The following is a 15,943-nucleotide window of genomic DNA, read 5'->3' on the forward strand; positions in this document are numbered from 1 at the left end:
CACTAGGAAAAAGACGAGAAAAGGAAAGGAACCAGAGCTTTACCACTATGATTCCTTCACGTTGACCGAATTTATGCTGTCTACTTTTCCGATCGCAGTGCAAATAAACATAATATAGACAACTTACATGTACATGTTTAATGTATGATCCGCCAACTCCTCTATCGCCGCTGCATCGTCCTCCGCTCGTACGTATTCATCTAGCTCTTCAAACGCTTTTTTCGCAATTCTTGGCGGTATTCTTCGTCGTTTAATGTTCGCATCATAAACGTTTCCCCAGCCGCTTCGATCACTTTCGGAATGTTGTCACCGATAAGTTTGTTATATACTGGCATCGCACCCCCCACCTGCTTCTTCCTCTTTTCCATTTTACAATATTTCCTGTCTTTTTTGAATAAAAACCCCTTGTTCAACACACCAAAACAGCCCGAGTCCTATTGATAAGGATTCAGGCTGTCGCTTGTTTTTCAGAAAGTTATTAAAACTTTTACCCTATACGTTTCGTCTGTGGCACGAATATCACCCAAGAGGGTTACTTATTCTGTCTGCCCAACAAGCCGGCGTAGCTGCGCTTTGACATTGCTATTGCACAAACCACCGTGATAACAAATTACTGAATCGATATCTAAATCAGCAAGTTTTACAAGCGAACGCGTGGCTTCTGTCATATCCAATGTTGCCTCTGGCATCGGTCCTAGCAATTCACCATTTAGACAAGCAATCGCATCCCCGGCGACGAGCAACTTATGCTTCTTTAAATAAAGGCTAATATGACCCGGTGTATGACCCGGTGTAAAAATGACTTGAATCCCTCCGCCATACGGAAGCTCCTGATTATCTTCTAACACCTCATCGACTTTCGCCCGCGGCGGATTTTTCGCCAACGCCTGCAGTACTGGCGGAAGCGATTCCCACTTTTCTTTCGGCATTCGGTTGGGATCTAGCTTGATTAATGGACGTTCTCCCTCAATATAAGGCTTTTCGAGCGCATGCACATACACTTTGACGCGCTTGCCGCATTCCTGCAGAATGGCTGGAAGACTGCCGATGTGATCAATATCTTGGTGAGTGATGATAATTGCCTTCAATTGTTCAAAAGAAATACCTGCTCGATTCATTGCTCGACGAATCGCTTGCATCTGCCCAGGCACCCCAGTATCAATCAACACTGCTCCCTCTTCATCCCAAATCAGCGTCGGATTGAATACCATCCACTGACCGAAAGTCTCTATTTCGAGTTCTAACATTTCCACTCCATGTGTCACTTTCATCCGCCAGCCTCCTCGCTATTCGTTTGTACTCCACATATATTTTTAACACATATTTTTTATTTTGTAAATAAATATTTATTATATAATATAAATTTAAATTTGTCAATATTTTTTAGATGTTTTCGAATCATTGTTACCTACGGAATGAAAAAAACTCTCTTTTCCCTAATACCACCAAATCAAGAGAGTGCGATTAAAGTTTTCATGACCAAACAAAAACTCACTATGCCCTCTGTGGCAAAATCAAACATGACGACCATTTCGCAAGCAAAAACGGCGATCTCCAAAAGCTATCTTTCTTCGAGTGATGAAAAAGAGCGCGATGGTACTTTCGGAAAATCTTCATTGCCGTTTCTCTAAAAACTCGATTCGGTTGTTAAATGGATCGCGAAAGGAAAAGCGAACGGCACCTAGAATAGCCTTTTCATCATATGTTACAACACCATTATCTTCTAAATAACCACACACCGCTTCTACGTTTTCCACTTCAAACGCCGGATGGCCGTTGCTTCGGTAGCCTTTACGATTTTCAACACCGATATGTAATTCAACATTACCGACTTTGTACCAAAGACCTCCGTTTGCTTTCAGCGCGTCTGGTTTCTCGATTTCGACAAAGCTGAGCACATCGGTGTAAAAGGCGCGTGCTTCGTCTTCCGCGCCGATCGGAACGCAAATTTGCACATGGTCAAGTCGTCTAACAACAACGTTCATCTTCCTTCCCTTTGTTTTCAGATTTTTGCAAGACGCACCCATACCAAGGAAGCTGCGACCACTATAAACACAATCACTTCAATCGCCCAAATGTTGGCCACAACTCTCACCTGATACAATGCTGGCACCACTTCTAAAAGTGCACTCTCACGGTTCTGCTGCTGAAATATGACAACTTGTATTTCCCCATGCCAAAACACCGCCAACACACAACAAACACTTTCACCAAAGAGGTGCTGTTTGTTCCAAAAGTTTTGCTAACAAGTGTCCGAAGGTCCCTTTTCCTCATTTTACAATATTCCCCACTCTTTTGGAACGAAAAAGCTGCGTGCAATGGCGTTATTTGTACCGCTTCAACCGCTCTTTGAGCGCCTCGACATCGACTGGCGTCTCAGGCGGGGCAGGTGCTTCCCATTGCTTTTTGTATTCTTCCAACCAATCCGGCACACATTCTTTCCGAATCGGCGCAGCGCTCGACATCGAGTAAACCTTCTTTCGCTTCCTTGCCTGCTCGATGTCGTGAACCGTTTTATAATGCTTGTTTTGCCAATCTGTCAGCACAGCCTCAACATATTTCCATGACGTACTCCCATATTCGAGCGCGGTTTTCAGCGCCTCAAGCACAAGTGGGGCACCCATTTTCTGGATCCAGTCGTTCATTCGCTGCTTCACCTGTTCGTTATAAGGGTAAAAATGATGTTGACGATAAAAAGAAAAGACATTCTTCTTTTCTATTTCATCTTTGTTATTAATAGATCTATTTATATTTATTCTCTGTTGTGTATTTAAGTTTCGTTGCTGCAACATATGTTTCTCAGCAGTTGATAAAGAAAGCAGCGCTAGACTTCCTATTTGCTTAGCATAACCAGTCGGCGCACCATCTTGAATACTTGCTCTGCTCGATAGAACATCTGCCTCGTCATTTTGACCATCTGCTCTGCCACATTGACCATCTGTCTTGCCATGTTGCACGTCTACCTCACCATGCTGATCATCTATCTCGCCATGTTGACCATCTCGTTCACCGCGCTGGTCGTCTGCTTCATCGTGTTCGCCGTGCGGATCATCTGCTTGGCCGTCTACCTCTCCCAATTGCTTTATCGGCGTGCGGTGTTGTTCGATATGTTTATATTGATTATTTAGAACAATGTTTAGTTGATGCATTCTATGTTGTTCTTTTTCCGTACGTTGTGGTTCTGTTTCCTCCATAAACGACGTGGTTGCCGCGAATAGCCGTTCTTCTGTTAGCACAATACGTTGTTTTTGCAACTCCTCGTTATTCAGCCGATACGATTTCGTTTGGTCGACTTTATTTTTGTTAAAGTTACCCGACTCGATGTACCCAAGCCGTTCAAGCTTGCGAACGACACGGCGAATTGTGCTTGGCGACCAAAACGGTAGGCGTTTTTGCCATTCTTCGTATGTCAGTACTACCCAATCGCTCCCCGTTTCTTGAAGCAGCTGATGAAGATCGCAAAGAACAATGCTTTCATTCACCCCAATTTGGCAAGCCAGTTGTTTGGAAATATACATCTTGACCTCTCCTTTCCGTCAATATCTTCGTTCCTACTTCATCTATCTATGCAAAACGTTTGAAAAGATAGGCGGTCAAGCAAAAAATTTTCCGGACGGTTCACCTACGAAAAAAAGCAACCCCGTTTCGAGTTGCTTTTTCTCCCCTTATTTTTGCGTTGTTCTCATCGCAAACGGATAAATCGGATCGCGAAGTTGAAATTCGTACGTGTACCCATCGACAATCCCGACCACTTTGTCACTGTCATATAAAGCAAGCAAAAATTCTGCCATTTCCTTTGCTGTATGAAATTTCGGCACAGTAACATGGTAATCAAACTCATTTACATCAAATGCACGTTTAGCAAACTCGGTTTCGGTTGCTGCTGGCGCTAATACTTTTGCTTTCATTTTCGCCCCTTGTGACGCCAACTCATGCGCTAACCCTTCCGTAAAAGCGCTCACGTAAAATTTCGTCGCGCAGTACGTAATCGCATTTCCGACGATCGTGTAACCTCCACCAGACGAAACGTTAATGAGCTGTGTTCCTTCCACATGGGCATAATCACGAACAAAAAGTGACGATAAAATGGTTAATGCCTCAATATTTAGGCGCAACATTTTTTCGATTTTTTCTAAGTTTTGCTCCGCGACAGAAGCAAAATTGCCAAAGCCCGCATTGTTCACCAACGTCTCTAGCTCCAACTCCCGCAAACTTTCGTAAAACGCATATACATGTTCGCGTTCAGATAAATCGGTTGTGCGGATAACGACATCCACTTCTGGATATCGACGAGCAATTTCTGCCTTTAATTCCTCAAGTTTCTCTTGTCGTCGTGCAGCAATAACTAAGTTTTTCCCACGTGCAGCAAACGCTAGTGCCGCCTCATACCCAATTCCTGAACTTGCTCCTGTAATGACCGTATACTTCATCTTCATTCCTCCATTTATTTTAAGGATGACTCGATTATATTCGTTAGAGTTTACTCGAAGTCAAATGTTTTTTATAATAAAATATGAGGAGTGAATGAAATGTATACAATTAGCGAAATTGCTGACTTATTAGGCGTTAGCCCCCATACGTTGCGATATTATGAAAAAGAAAAAATTGTTGTCCCAGACCGCGATGCGAACGGAAATCGAGTATATCGCAAAGAGCACTTGACATGGCTTCGTTTCGTCATCCAACTAAAAAAAACGAAAATGCCGATTGCAAAAATTAGAAAATACACCGAATTATATCTTGAAGGCGAGCATACGACAACCGCACGATTAGCACTGTTAGAAGAACACCAGCGCGCCATTCAAGAACAGCTTCACACCTTAACGGCAACCGAAAAAATGCTGTCTGACAAAATTGAGTCGTACAAACAATATATGGCTCGCATGAAAAACAAGCAGCCCACCTAATCGTGAGCTGCTTCGTTAGATGACCTAGATCATTTGTCCTTACACGTTTAAGCCCTTTTGTTTACGTTAATTATGGAGTAACAGCTTCGTTTGACGATTCATTGTTATCAATTCCATCATCATAATTATGATGGTCACAATGATTCTCTAACTTCCCTTCAGCGCCGTTGGACAATCCGTCACCGTCTTCATCTTCGTTGACATCTGCTACGCCGTCATGATCACTGTCAGCCTCTTTAAGATTGTAACCTAAGTCAACTACCCCCACTTATCTAACGCTTGAAGTGGGGGCTTGCAACTCCCCAGAAGTGCAAGCGGACTTCGTCCTCCTTCCTTCGCGTGGGGTTGCATGAGGGTGGTTGACGGCACCCCGACCACACAAGTCATGCTTGGGCGGTCACGCCATGATGGTACTCGATTCCCTTTTGGCGTAAGTTTAACGCCCCTACTCTATCATCATTGGATGTATAGCCACATGCCCCACATATAAACGTATGAATCTGTTTTTTGCGGTTGTTTTTATGTGTAAACCCACATGTTGGGCATTGCTGGCTCGTGTAAGCAGGATGAACGGCAAGGACGTGGCTGTCGTGTAGTCGTGCTTTGTATTCAATGAACGAGCGGAGTTGAGCGAACGCCCATGTGAATCGCACGTATCGGTCTTTTTTGCGAACGCACACCGTATCGTTGATGCCTGTCAAATCCTCTAGGACAAGCAAGCTATGCTTTCCTGCAAACTGAACAAGTGCCTTGCTGACACAATGATTGACATTGGTCATGAAACGGTTTTCTTGTCCAGCGATTTTCTTTAGCTTGCGTTTAGCGGATTTCGTGTTGCGTTGTTGGAGCTCTTTGCGAAGTCGGACGTATCGTGCTTTGACGCTCTGAATGGGAGTGCCCTTGATAAACAAATGACGGTTGTGTGAATCTACAGCGGTCACTAAAAAGCGCATCCCCATGTCCACACCGACCACGTGTTGATACACCGAAGGGGGATGGATCACTTTTTTCGCTGCGACATGCAAGTAGAATTTTCCTTTTTTGTACACAAGTGTACCTGTGCCAAACTCCCAAGAGCCGTCGAAATAGCGTTCCTGTCCTTTTGTCAGAAAAGGCATTTTGATTCGTTTGTTTAGCGTGCCAATGCTCATCTGTCCGTCTTTCGTAAACGAGTAGTCTCGATTGTACGAATATTGGAGTTTAGGCTTTTTAAACACCGCTAGCGTGCGTTCGCCATTGGATTTCATGGACGCATAGACACCTGCGACAATGGTACACACATTACACGCCATTTGTGATTTTAGTCCGAACAACTCTCGCAAGTCTCGATACACCAAGACTTGCAGTTTCTTAAACGAGGAAAGCAGATGGTGTTCGTATGCGACTTTCGATGCAAAGTTCAACGCTTGTTTCATCGCTTGCATCGTTTCCACGAGTTGCAGGTGTTGAGCTTCTGTTGGTAACAACCGAATTTTAGCGGTGACGACCAATTCCATACGTTTCACCTCCTTTTTTCATTATATATACAATTATACCATGATATTAAAGGATGAACCGTTTTTCGTGCAAAAAGTAAAAAAGGGCAATTCCTCCCCACCTTCCCTTCGCTTAGAGGTGGGGGACTCCTTGCCTAATGCCGTTGAATTTAAGCACCATTGGATAATCCGTCGTTATCATAGTCTTCATCGATATCTGACACACCGTCGTGATCGCTATCAGAATCGTTAGGGTTATATTTCAATTCGAATTCCACATAGTTCGCGATTTTGTCACCATCTTTATCTTCTTCACCATCAGGTGTGCCATCTTTATCCGAGTCAGCATTCACCGGATTTGTCCCAACAATAAACTCTTCTTTCGTTGTTAATTTATCGGAATCATTGTCTTCATCTGAATCTTTGATGCCGTCTTTATCCGTATCAGCCGACACAGGGCTTAATTTCGCTTGGATATCCTGAAGGTTTGTCAAACCGTCTTTATCGTTATCTTCTTGTCCATCGGAAATTCCATCTCTGTCTGTATCTTTCGCTTTTGGATTTAAATTCAATTGATATTCTTGAATATTGGTTAAACCGTCTTTATCGAAATCTTTCGTAGCGATCGATTTTCCCTTTCCTAAATGGTATTTCTTTTGCCAATCATCAGGAATTCCGTTTTGATCGCTGTCCACTTGCGCAACTTTTTTAGTTTTTGCTTTTTTTGTGTCTTTCCCTTTGGCATCAGCCACACCTAGCCCTTGGGAAAAAATCAATGAAGCAGCTAATGCTCCTACCGCTAATTTTTTCATATACATTCACCCCTCTAATTTTTTACCTGTGAACGGCAGCTGGCTGGCATAATAGCAATGGCTATTTTAGCCCCTATAGCTTTGCGTCCCAAGTTTTCACATGGTTTGCCCTTAAACTTATTGTAATTTTGTTGTCGAATCTTGTCATGGGTATTTCGAATCAGTTAGGATGAATCAACAAAAAGCACCACCCTTACCGGGTGATGTCGAAAAATAAGCAATGGTACGTGGCGCAAATAGCTCCGTCTTCGGAAAAACGCTCCTCGTATTCTCGCACTAACGTTTTAAATACAGACGGACGTTGGCAATAGCGGCCCGTTGTGCTGTTCGTCGCACCGATATGGCGAAGCGATAAGAAAAAGTCGCGGACGGACGGGAAGTGCTCGACGATAAACGTTTCGTTGCCGAAAACAACCGTATTCGTCGCCCGCTCACAACAAGCAAGCCACTCGACAAGCGTTGGAAACGTCGGGCCGATGCGAAGCGCTTCTGTGATACGGTGTTGTTGCAACGACGCTTGAAACGAAGTGTGCAATTCATGGAACGTTTGCGCGCCAAACGTCGAAAAAAGCAGCTGACCTCCTTCATTTAAAGAAGAAAAAAGCCGTGTGATCGTCCGCTCTGCTTCATTCAACCATTGAAACGTCGCGTTAGAAATGATTAAGTCATACCGTTCCTCGATCCCCATCGCTTCAATATCGCCACAACGCCAAACGATATCACTACCGCCAAGACGCGCTTTCGCTACCGCGATCATCCCTTCGGCGATATCGACCGCTGTAATGCTTGCTTCCGGAAACGCTTGGCGAAGCTTTTCCGTTAAATAGCCAGTACCGCAGCCGATTTCAAGAATCGTTTTTGGTAGAACAGCGATGCGGCGCATGAGTTCGTTCGCCATCGTTTTTTGCACGCTCGCAAACTGATCGTACGTACTCGCCCGCTCGCTAAACCGTTTTTGCACGAGTTGTTTGTCAATCATCGATTTCACCTCCCCATGTTCGAATCGAATAGGTGCATTCCCTCGTTTTTGTCCAAAACGGCACATGCCCGGTATTCGGAAGAAGGACAAATTTAGCATTAGGCACACGTTCTGCGATATAACGCGCTGCTTCCGGCGGGCAAATCCCATCGTTTTCTCCGTGCAAAAGAAGCACTGGCATGTGCAATTGTGAAAGCCACGGACGCGCATCGGCGGTCACTAAATAGTCCAGGCCAATCGTTAGTTCTTCAAGACGGTCGCGATGCATCACCTCGGAAATGTCGCCCGTTTCCCCTTCCGCCCATAACGACGAGCCAAACGAGGTAAGCGTTTCTTCTGGATGTTTTTTTAGCTGCTTTTTCATCCGCTCGACGATACGCGAATGCCATCCGGACGGGTAATCATTATCAGCCACAAACCGGCTCGTACCGCTGATAAGTACAAGTTTCGTGACACGCTCGGGAAATGCATGCGCCATTTCTAAGGCAACTAGCGTCCCGAGCGACCAACCGATAAGAAGCGATGGAGCAGCAAGCGCCTGTTCCGCTCGCTTGCGAAAACACTCAACCGCCTCAATCCCTTCCCATTCGACGACTGTACATGTTGGTGGCGCCAACGCCTCTACAAGTGGCGAAAAAACCTCCCCCTTCATCCCCCAGCCTGGAAGGAAAACAGTATTCATGAAATCACCTTCATTTCTTTTCCGACTGCTGCAATTTGAGCAAGCGCCCAATCAAGCTGCTCTTTCGTCATCGTCGCCATTAGCGAAAAGCGAATGCGCGCTGTGCCTTCTGGAACCGTCGGCGGACGAATCGCCACCGCAGCAATCCCCCGTTCTTGCAAATGACGGCTGAATCGCACAGCCCGTTCGTTATCCCCGACGATGACAGGCACGATTTGGGTGATGCTTCGTCCGGTATCAAACCCGAGCGCTTGCAGGCGCGTGCGGAAATAGAAGCTTAATTCGTGAAGCTGTCTGCGCCGTTCGTGCGCTTCTTGAACAACAGCTACCGCTGCGCGGATCGCTCCGAGCACCGCCGGTGGAAGGGCGGTCGTAAAGATGAATGAACGCATATGGTTAATCAAATAGTCGATGAGCACTTTTTTTCCAGCTACATATGCGCCAAACGCCCCAAGCGCTTTACTAAATGTGCCCATTTGAAGATCGACTTGCTCGGCGATGCCAAGATGGTGGGCAAGACCTTCGCCTTTTTCGCCGTACACACCGCTTGCGTGCGCTTCGTCAACGACAAGTAGCGCTCCGTACGCTTCTTTCAGACGGACAAGCTCACACAATGGCGCAATATCACCATCCATGCTAAAAACCGTATCCGTCACAATGATTTTGCGTTTTTGCTTATCCGTTTTTTGCAAAAGTGCTTCTAAATGATCGATGTCGTTATGGCGATACCGTTTCACGTCGGCGCGGCTTAAAATCGCTCCATCGACAATGCTTGCATGATTCCATTTATCGCTAAAAATAACCGCGCCCCGTCCCGCTATCGCCGAAAGAATGCCGACGTTAGCCGTATAGCCGCTATTGACGATAAGCGCCGCTTCGCTTCCTTTCCATTCGGCTAGTGCCGCTTCGGCTTCTTGATAAAGCGAAAAATTGCCGACGATTAAGCGCGAGGCGGTCGCACCGGCTCCGTACGTTTTTGCTGCACGAACGCTTGCTTCGATAAGTCGTTCGTCGTTTGCTAGCCCTAAATAATTGTTCGACGCTAAATTAAACAGCTTTTTTCCATCCATCCATACAAAACAGCCGTCCGAATCTGCCTCGTAAAGCTTCCGTTTTTGTGCTTTTTCGGCTAGTTCGTCTAGCTGTACGTGAAAATCATGCCACAAACGCCCTCTCCCCTTTTGTTAACCTATTATAATAAAAAGTTTACAAATATCGTATCATAGACCGCCCTCCGCAACAACGGTTTTTTCAAAATTCCATAGTTAGACTGAGCGATTTGTCCATACCACTAATCGCACTGTTGCATTTAGTACTATGGAAAGGAGGGAAGATGATGAATTTTATCCACGAAGCTCGCCACTTAGTTGGACATACGGTTAGAGTCATTACGGTGCACGGAACGTTCACGGGCACACTGTTGTCCGTCGGAAATGATTTTCTTGTGATGAGAGTGCGGATTGGCGGAAGATTGCGGCGTTTGCTCATCCGCTTAGCACTCATTATCGCCTTATTCCGTTTGTTAGGACCGGTTTCAACCGGATACGAACGTTCGCATCACACTTCTGATGATGATGATTTTCTCGAACAATATTTGCTCGATGACGACGACTAAACACTAAAAAGCTCGCTTGTTTTTAAGCGGGCTTTTCATATTTGACGTTTTTTCGGGCATACTAACATCTGAACGAAACGGACGGTGAGGGGGCAAAGCTGTGGATCGATTGATTTTATGGACGTTGTTTATCATCGGAATCGCCTTATTGGGGGTTAGCCTCTTCAGAAAACCGGCGCTTATGAAAGATTCGCTACTTGTGTTTGCATTAAAAGCATATTTTTCGACCTTTTTTGGTGTGTTTGTCGTTGAAGCTCATATGCTCGACTATCCGGTTCGGTTTTTACCTTCGTATTTTGATACGAGCATTTTGTTTGAATATTTTTTGTTTCCAATCGTGTGCGTTTATTTTTACCAAACGACTTACTACTCCTCTTTTGGGGTAATTTTGTGGCAATGCGCGTTATATACAGCGGCGATTACCATTGTGGAAGTACTTTGTGAAAAGTATACGGATTTGATTGAATATCATACATGGACATGGTGGTATTCCTTCCTCACGATTTTTTTTCTCTCTTTTTTCGTTCGCATGATTATGCTCGTTGTCAACAAAAAATTCAGCAGCGGCACAAGCAGCTGATGTAAAAAGCAAGAACAGCGAAAAAAGGGATAGATATGGCGGAAATTACGAATGAAACGATTTGGCAAGCGGTGAAACTAACTGAAACATCATTCCGAAGAAACGAACCGTCGTTTTGCCCAAATGGATCAGCGCTGCGAGCTAATCGATCGACGGTTCAAACAAATTGATCAACAGTTCAAACCAATCGACCAACGGTTTGAACAAATGGACGAGCAGTTCAAGCAAACGAAGCACCAATTAGGGGAAATAAAGGAGCCATTGGATGAGTTTGCTCCAAAAATCGTGCAGATTGACAAGCAACTTACCGATGTCGCCAATAGCCAAAATATTTTCGCCGAAAAGTTGTCTGATAATTAAGAAAGAATTGAAACGGGTTAAAGTTGTATTGATTTTCCAGGCGTGCATCGCCGCATAAGTCTCCACTTGACAAAACACCACCTTTTCGGGCTTCGGGAAAGTTCTTCACCTATGAACGACCGCCCCCCTTCGTTTAGGGTGGGCGGTCGTTCAGGCGTTGCCGCTAAGCACGGCAAGAAAGTGATGCTATATTAGGAAACAGGGGCAATATGCGGACGTGAACCTTTCCGTTTTTTTGTTAAACGCGAAGCTGTTTTTTTCTTTCCCAGCATTGTGACAATAGGATGAACAAAACAAAAAAATCCCCCTTAACTTCTGCAAAAATATTCCTTATAATAGGGTAATAGATTTAGCATATTTCATCAGTAAAGGGAGAAACGGGATGACAGTACTAGGAGAACCGATTCATGGTCTATATAAACAGTTGATTGATGCCTTGCCTGACGGGATGCTTCTTCATCAACATGGGCGGATTCTTTATATCAATGAAAAAGGATGTAAACTACTTCGCGCCAAATATAAAACCGATGTCATTGGCAGACCGGTGAGCGATTTTTTCCCAGACGGAGCGCTAATAAACGGTACAAAGACGGGGTTTCACGAACAGACGCTCATCACCTCTGATGGTACACCGATTGCTGTAGAAGCAGCTTCTATGAAAGTCACTTCACAAGAAACGACGGTTATACATATTTTGTTTCGACCACATCAAGACATTTACCACGAGCTAGTCAACCATTCTCCTGATGCCATTATCGCTCATTGTGATGAAAAAATTGTATTAATCAATGATGCCGCGCAGCAACTGTATGGGATTACGAGTAAACAAGAAGTCATTGGAAAGTCGATTTATTCCTTTTTGCATCCAGACGATCATGATAGCGTGAGACATTGCCTTGAACAAATGTGTCATCATAACCGACCGCTATTAAATGTAAAACAGCGACATATCGTCAACGGGAAAACGGTCGAAGTCGAATTGTCCTGCGCGCCGTTTACTTTACACGGAAAAACAGCGTTCCAACTCATTGTCCGTGACATTACCGAGCGGCCACAGCTCGAACAAACGTTGCAGCTGTATGCGAAAGTCATTGAACATACGAGTCAAGGCGTCATGATTACCGATCGATATCACCGCATCCTTTTCGTCAACCGCGCATTTACGACCATTACTGGATATGAAGCGAACGAAGCGATCGGGCAAACACCGAAAATTTTGCGTTCTCATAAACATGACGAACATTTTTACGCCAATATGCACCTATTGCTTGAACAAACAGGCGAATGGCAAGGAGAGATTTGGAACAGGCGAAAAGATGGGTCTGTCTACCCACAACTTCTCCACATTAACGCGGTGAAAAATGAGACGAACGAAGTAACGAGTTATGTAGCGATTTTCTCGAACATCACCGAACAAAAAATGGTTGAAAGTGCACTAAGAGAAAGCGAACATCGCTACCGAAAACTTGTTCATTTATCTCCAGATGCGGTGATTGTCACAAGGCATGGGACGATTTTGTTTGCCAATCCAGCAGCGGCGAAAATGTTTCATATGCTTCATCGGAAACAGCTCATAGGGAAACAGTTAACGGAATTTATCCATCCCGATGACCGAAAAGCGTTTCAAAAACATTTAGATCCGTTGTCGTACCATCCGCTGCATAACTTTATGGAAGCGCGGATTATCTATCCTGCCGGCACGACAACGATCATTGAAGCCATTGCTGTGCCGATTATGTACCAAGGTTTGCCGTCTACGTTAGCGATTCTCCGCGACGTCACCGAACGAAAAAAAATGGAGCAAACGCTGCGGCAAAATAGCGAGCAATACCGATTTATTACCGAAAATTCAACTGATATGATTATTAACGTGTCATTGACCGGAAAAATTTTGTACGTATCCCCGGCATGTTATTACATGCTCGGCTATACGCAAGAAGAATTACTTGAACGGTCGATTTTTGACTTCGTTCATCCAGAAGATAGGCACTCGATTGCTAACATGTCATTTCAAACATCCGATCCAGTCAATGTATTAACGATTTGCTTTCGCGTTCGCAAAAAAAAACGGCGCGTTCGTTTGGCTCGAGATGACCGCTCGCAATTTGCGCAATAAAAAAAGCGTGCTTGCCGTTGCCCGCGATATTACGAAGCGAAAAGAAGCGGAAGAACAGCTAAAAAAAGCAAACGACTTATTGCAGCGCATTTCGTCGCTCGATGGGCTAACGGGCATTTATAACCGGCGGACGTTTGACGACTATTTATCTCGGGAGTGGAGACTTGCGGCGCGAAACAAAACGCCGATTTCGCTCATTATGCTTGATATCGACTTTTTTAAATCGTTTAACGATACGTACGGCCACCAGCGTGGAGATGAGTGTTTGCAGCAAGTGGCAAAAACGTTAGAGCAAACGCTTAAGCGGCCGACCGACCTTGTCGCTCGTTATGGCGGAGAGGAATTTGCAGTGATTTTGCCAAGCACTGATTTAAACGGCGCGTATACAGTGGCAGAGCAGCTACGGAAAAACGTTGAAGCGCTGCATATTCCGCACGCCGGCTCTCTCATTAGCCGCTACGTCACGATTAGTTTAGGAGTGGCGACAATGAAACCGGCAAGCGCTTCCGATGATGGGAAACAGCTCATCGCTCTTGCCGATGAAGGGTTATATAAAGCAAAACAAAATGGCCGAAACCGCGTTGGGACGTCGTTTCGCTAAAAACCGGCAGTCTGTCGGTTTTTTTGCGCTATCCATTTTTTAACTTTTAGAATATTGCTATAATGAAATTTTTATGGGAAAATGAAGAAGATGCTAGAAAGAATAGAAGGTGGAAGGATTGAGTGAACAAAAACGGAACGTAGATATATGCGCTTCGCCCGGTCTTTGCCCAAAATTTGAAGCGGCGATGAAATTACTTAGCAAACGCTGGGTTGGGCTCATCGTTAGCCAATTACTAGAAGGAAAACGGCGGTTTTCAGAAATTGAAGCCTCTTTGCCGATTAGTGGAAAGTTATTGTCAGAACGATTGAAAGAATTAGAAGAAGCAGGAATTGTCGAACGTAACGTTTATCCGGAAACGCCGGTGCGGATTGAATATGTACTAACGGAAAAAGGAAAAGCGCTCAAGCCAGTGATGGAAGCGATTGAACGCTGGGCGCAAACGTGGGAATCTAACAAAGACGGAAGTAGGCAATGACCCGTTAACTAAAAAATGGAGAACAATGCTTCTTTCACAAAATTGCCATTGTGATAAAATAAAGGGGGAAAAAGAATGACATTGGAACAAAAACTTGAACAATATGCAGCACTAGCTGTCCGTACAGGCGTAAACATCCAACAAGGGCAAACGCTTGTCGTAAAATCACCGCTCGAAGCAGCACGGCTTGTTCGTAAAATCGCAAAAAAAGCGTACGAAGCAGGCGCAAAGCACGTGTATGTCGAGTGGGAAGACGAAGAGCTGTCATATATTAAATACATGCACGCACCAGAGGAAGCTTTTTCGGAATACCCGATGTGGCGTGCGCAAGGAATGGAGCAGCTGGCACAAGAAGGAGCAGCATTTTTATCGATTTATTCTCCAAACCCTGACTTATTGAAGGACGTGGATCCGAAACGGATTGCGACGTTTGCGAAAACATCATCGGAAGCGCTGCGAAATTACCGCAGTGCACTAATGGCAGATGAAAACTGCTGGTCGGTTATTTCGGTGCCGACGCCAGCATGGGCGAAAAAAATTTTCCCGCATCTGTCGGAGCAAGAAGCAGTCGATAAGTTATGGGACGTTATTTTTGCCGTTACACGCGTCCATGAAGAAAATCCGATCCAAGCATGGGAAGAGCATAATAAACGACTAGCAAAAGTAATAGAGTACTTGAATGAGAAACAATATAAGCAATTAATTTATGAAGCACCAGGAACGAATTTAACGATCGAGCTTGTCGAAAATCATGTTTGGCATGGCGGAGCAGCCGTTAGCCAAAGCGGGGTTCGGTTTAATCCGAACATTCCGACGGAAGAAGTGTTTACGATGCCGCATAAAGACGGTGTCAACGGGACGGTGCGCAACACAAAACCCCTCAACTACGGCGGGAACGTAATCGATGGGTTTACGTTAACGTTTAAAGATGGAAAAGTCGTTGATTTTACAGCGGAAACGGGATACGAAACGTTGAAGCATTTGCTTGAAACAGATGAAGGGGCCCGCCGGCTAGGGGAAGTGGCGTTAGTGCCGCACCACTCACCGATTTCACAGTCGAATATTATTTTCTACAACACGCTCTTTGATGAAAACGCTGCTTGCCATCTCGCGCTTGGAAAAGCCTACCCGACGAACATTGAAAACGGAGCGACGATGACGCAAAAAGAATTGGCAGCACGCGGCGGAAACGACAGCTTAATTCATGAAGATTTTATGATTGGCTCAGCGGAGTTGAACATCGACGGCGTCACAAAAGACGGCAAGCGTGAACCAATCTTCCGCAACGGAAATTGGGCATGTGACTTCCTTGCTTAAATGGCAGGAGCAAAGCATATA

The 15,943-nt window shown here is 44.9% G+C and carries 20 protein-coding genes and 1 riboswitch; of the genes, 8 read left to right on the top strand and 12 right to left on the bottom strand.

Annotation, left to right across the window (positions count from 1 at the left end; all coding sequences use genetic code 11):
• Positions 1-200: 200 nt before the first annotated feature.
• From GFC30_RS16915 to GFC30_RS11240, 6 genes are all read right to left on the bottom strand, one after another.
• The gene (locus tag GFC30_RS16915) at positions 201-335 is read right to left on the bottom strand and encodes a nucleoside triphosphate pyrophosphohydrolase family protein (RefSeq protein ID WP_409978485.1); all 135 of its coding nucleotides are present in this window, start codon (positions 333-335) and stop codon (positions 201-203) included.
• A gap of 201 nt (positions 336-536) precedes the next feature.
• Positions 537-1,271, bottom strand: a complete 735-nt coding sequence (locus GFC30_RS11220; RefSeq protein WP_066325551.1) for an MBL fold metallo-hydrolase — start codon at positions 1,269-1,271, stop codon at positions 537-539.
• Positions 1,272-1,613: 342 nt separating this feature from the next.
• Positions 1,614-1,985 carry a VOC family protein gene (locus GFC30_RS11225; RefSeq protein ID WP_066325554.1) on the bottom strand — a complete coding sequence of 124 codons (372 nt, stop codon included), beginning with the start codon at positions 1,983-1,985 and terminating at the stop codon, positions 1,614-1,616.
• A 17-nt stretch (positions 1,986-2,002) separates the two neighbouring features.
• Positions 2,003-2,194, bottom strand: coding sequence for a hypothetical protein (locus GFC30_RS11230; protein WP_066325558.1), 192 nt, complete (start codon positions 2,192-2,194; stop codon positions 2,003-2,005).
• 130 nt (positions 2,195-2,324) lie between these two features.
• Positions 2,325-3,518, bottom strand: a complete 1,194-nt coding sequence (locus GFC30_RS11235) for a DnaD domain-containing protein (protein ID WP_066325560.1) — start codon at positions 3,516-3,518, stop codon at positions 2,325-2,327.
• A 147-nt stretch (positions 3,519-3,665) separates the two neighbouring features.
• Positions 3,666-4,430 (bottom strand): SDR family NAD(P)-dependent oxidoreductase, encoded by a 765-nt coding sequence (locus tag GFC30_RS11240; protein WP_066325569.1) that lies wholly within the window; start codon positions 4,428-4,430, stop codon positions 3,666-3,668.
• A gap of 99 nt (positions 4,431-4,529) precedes the next feature.
• Here GFC30_RS11240 and GFC30_RS11245 point away from each other — a divergent pair, with 99 nt between their 5' ends.
• Positions 4,530-4,907: a MerR family transcriptional regulator gene (locus GFC30_RS11245; protein ID WP_066325571.1), complete on the top strand. Its 378-nt coding sequence runs from the start codon at positions 4,530-4,532 to the stop codon at positions 4,905-4,907.
• 70 nt (positions 4,908-4,977) lie between these two features.
• On the opposite strand, the gene GFC30_RS11250 is transcribed toward GFC30_RS11245, so the two are convergent.
• From GFC30_RS11250 to bioF, 6 genes are all read right to left on the bottom strand, one after another.
• Positions 4,978-5,175 (bottom strand): hypothetical protein, encoded by a 198-nt coding sequence (locus GFC30_RS11250; RefSeq protein WP_066325573.1) that lies wholly within the window; start codon positions 5,173-5,175, stop codon positions 4,978-4,980.
• 115 nt (positions 5,176-5,290) lie between these two features.
• Positions 5,291-6,403, bottom strand: a complete 1,113-nt coding sequence (locus GFC30_RS11255; RefSeq protein WP_066325575.1) for an RNA-guided endonuclease TnpB family protein — start codon at positions 6,401-6,403, stop codon at positions 5,291-5,293.
• 149 nt (positions 6,404-6,552) lie between these two features.
• Positions 6,553-7,194: a hypothetical protein gene (locus GFC30_RS11260; protein WP_066325578.1), complete on the bottom strand. Its 642-nt coding sequence runs from the start codon at positions 7,192-7,194 to the stop codon at positions 6,553-6,555.
• 31 nt (positions 7,195-7,225) lie between these two features.
• A riboswitch (cyclic di-GMP riboswitch) is annotated at positions 7,226-7,314 on the bottom strand.
• 73 nt (positions 7,315-7,387) lie between these two features.
• Positions 7,388-8,173 (bottom strand): malonyl-ACP O-methyltransferase BioC, encoded by a 786-nt coding sequence (gene bioC / locus GFC30_RS11265; protein WP_066325580.1) that lies wholly within the window; start codon positions 8,171-8,173, stop codon positions 7,388-7,390.
• On the bottom strand, positions 8,166-8,855 hold the full coding sequence (locus tag GFC30_RS11270) for an alpha/beta fold hydrolase (RefSeq protein ID WP_066325582.1): 690 nt from the start codon (positions 8,853-8,855) through the stop codon (positions 8,166-8,168). Before GFC30_RS11270 ends, bioC begins: the two co-directional genes overlap by 8 nt.
• A complete protein-coding gene (gene bioF / locus GFC30_RS11275) occupies positions 8,852-10,021 on the bottom strand; it encodes an 8-amino-7-oxononanoate synthase (protein WP_066325584.1) in 1,170 nt (389 codons plus the stop codon). Before bioF ends, GFC30_RS11270 begins: the two co-directional genes overlap by 4 nt.
• Before the next feature lie 167 nt (positions 10,022-10,188).
• On the opposite strand from bioF, the gene GFC30_RS11280 reads away from it, so the two are divergent.
• The 7 genes from GFC30_RS11280 (at position 10,189) to GFC30_RS11310 (ending at position 15,922) form a co-directional block, all read left to right on the top strand.
• Positions 10,189-10,470, top strand: a complete 282-nt coding sequence (locus GFC30_RS11280) for a hypothetical protein (RefSeq protein WP_148660390.1) — start codon at positions 10,189-10,191, stop codon at positions 10,468-10,470.
• A gap of 100 nt (positions 10,471-10,570) precedes the next feature.
• Complete coding sequence (locus GFC30_RS11285) at positions 10,571-11,050, top strand: CBO0543 family protein (protein WP_066325587.1); 480 nt, start codon at positions 10,571-10,573, stop codon at positions 11,048-11,050.
• A 123-nt stretch (positions 11,051-11,173) separates the two neighbouring features.
• Complete coding sequence (locus GFC30_RS11290) at positions 11,174-11,410, top strand: hypothetical protein (RefSeq protein WP_066325589.1); 237 nt, start codon at positions 11,174-11,176, stop codon at positions 11,408-11,410.
• 382 nt (positions 11,411-11,792) lie between these two features.
• Positions 11,793-13,526 (top strand): PAS domain S-box protein, encoded by a 1,734-nt coding sequence (locus GFC30_RS11295; RefSeq protein WP_066325590.1) that lies wholly within the window; start codon positions 11,793-11,795, stop codon positions 13,524-13,526.
• Positions 13,501-14,127 (top strand): diguanylate cyclase, encoded by a 627-nt coding sequence (locus tag GFC30_RS11300; protein WP_084256325.1) that lies wholly within the window; start codon positions 13,501-13,503, stop codon positions 14,125-14,127. The genes GFC30_RS11295 and GFC30_RS11300 overlap by 26 nt, the downstream gene beginning before the upstream one ends.
• A 187-nt stretch (positions 14,128-14,314) precedes the next feature.
• The gene (locus GFC30_RS11305) at positions 14,315-14,605 is read left to right on the top strand and encodes a winged helix-turn-helix transcriptional regulator (protein WP_066327351.1); all 291 of its coding nucleotides are present in this window, start codon (positions 14,315-14,317) and stop codon (positions 14,603-14,605) included.
• A gap of 75 nt (positions 14,606-14,680) precedes the next feature.
• A complete protein-coding gene (locus GFC30_RS11310; protein ID WP_066325602.1) occupies positions 14,681-15,922 on the top strand; it encodes an aminopeptidase in 1,242 nt (413 codons plus the stop codon).
• Positions 15,923-15,943 lie beyond the last annotated feature (21 nt).

The organism is Anoxybacillus amylolyticus (genome assembly GCF_001634285.1).
Classification (GTDB): Bacteria; Bacillota; Bacilli; order Bacillales; family Anoxybacillaceae; genus Anoxybacteroides; species Anoxybacteroides amylolyticum.

Bases quoted from the DNA above. Each gene is read 5' to 3' on its own strand.
- GFC30_RS16915 (WP_409978485.1), bottom strand. From the start codon at position 335: ATGCCAGTATATAACAAACTTATCGGTGACAACATTCCGAAAGTGATC.
- GFC30_RS11220 (WP_066325551.1), bottom strand. From the start codon at position 1,271: ATGAAAGTGACACATGGAGTGGAAATGTTAGAACTCGAAATAGAGACT.
- GFC30_RS11225 (WP_066325554.1), bottom strand. From the start codon at position 1,985: ATGAACGTTGTTGTTAGACGACTTGACCATGTGCAAATTTGCGTTCCG.
- GFC30_RS11235 (WP_066325560.1), bottom strand. From the start codon at position 3,518: ATGTATATTTCCAAACAACTGGCTTGCCAAATTGGGGTGAATGAAAGC.
- GFC30_RS11240 (WP_066325569.1), bottom strand. From the start codon at position 4,430: ATGAAGTATACGGTCATTACAGGAGCAAGTTCAGGAATTGGGTATGAG.
- GFC30_RS11245 (WP_066325571.1), top strand. From the start codon at position 4,530: ATGTATACAATTAGCGAAATTGCTGACTTATTAGGCGTTAGCCCCCAT.
- GFC30_RS11255 (WP_066325575.1), bottom strand. From the start codon at position 6,403: ATGGAATTGGTCGTCACCGCTAAAATTCGGTTGTTACCAACAGAAGCT.
- GFC30_RS11260 (WP_066325578.1), bottom strand. From the start codon at position 7,194: ATGAAAAAATTAGCGGTAGGAGCATTAGCTGCTTCATTGATTTTTTCC.
- bioC (WP_066325580.1), bottom strand. From the start codon at position 8,173: ATGATTGACAAACAACTCGTGCAAAAACGGTTTAGCGAGCGGGCGAGT.
- GFC30_RS11270 (WP_066325582.1), bottom strand. From the start codon at position 8,855: ATGAATACTGTTTTCCTTCCAGGCTGGGGGATGAAGGGGGAGGTTTTT.
- GFC30_RS11280 (WP_148660390.1), top strand. From the start codon at position 10,189: ATGATGAATTTTATCCACGAAGCTCGCCACTTAGTTGGACATACGGTT.
- GFC30_RS11290 (WP_066325589.1), top strand. From the start codon at position 11,174: ATGGATCAGCGCTGCGAGCTAATCGATCGACGGTTCAAACAAATTGAT.
- GFC30_RS11295 (WP_066325590.1), top strand. From the start codon at position 11,793: ATGACAGTACTAGGAGAACCGATTCATGGTCTATATAAACAGTTGATT.
- GFC30_RS11300 (WP_084256325.1), top strand. From the start codon at position 13,501: ATGACCGCTCGCAATTTGCGCAATAAAAAAAGCGTGCTTGCCGTTGCC.
- GFC30_RS11305 (WP_066327351.1), top strand. From the start codon at position 14,315: ATGAAATTACTTAGCAAACGCTGGGTTGGGCTCATCGTTAGCCAATTA.
- GFC30_RS11310 (WP_066325602.1), top strand. From the start codon at position 14,681: ATGACATTGGAACAAAAACTTGAACAATATGCAGCACTAGCTGTCCGT.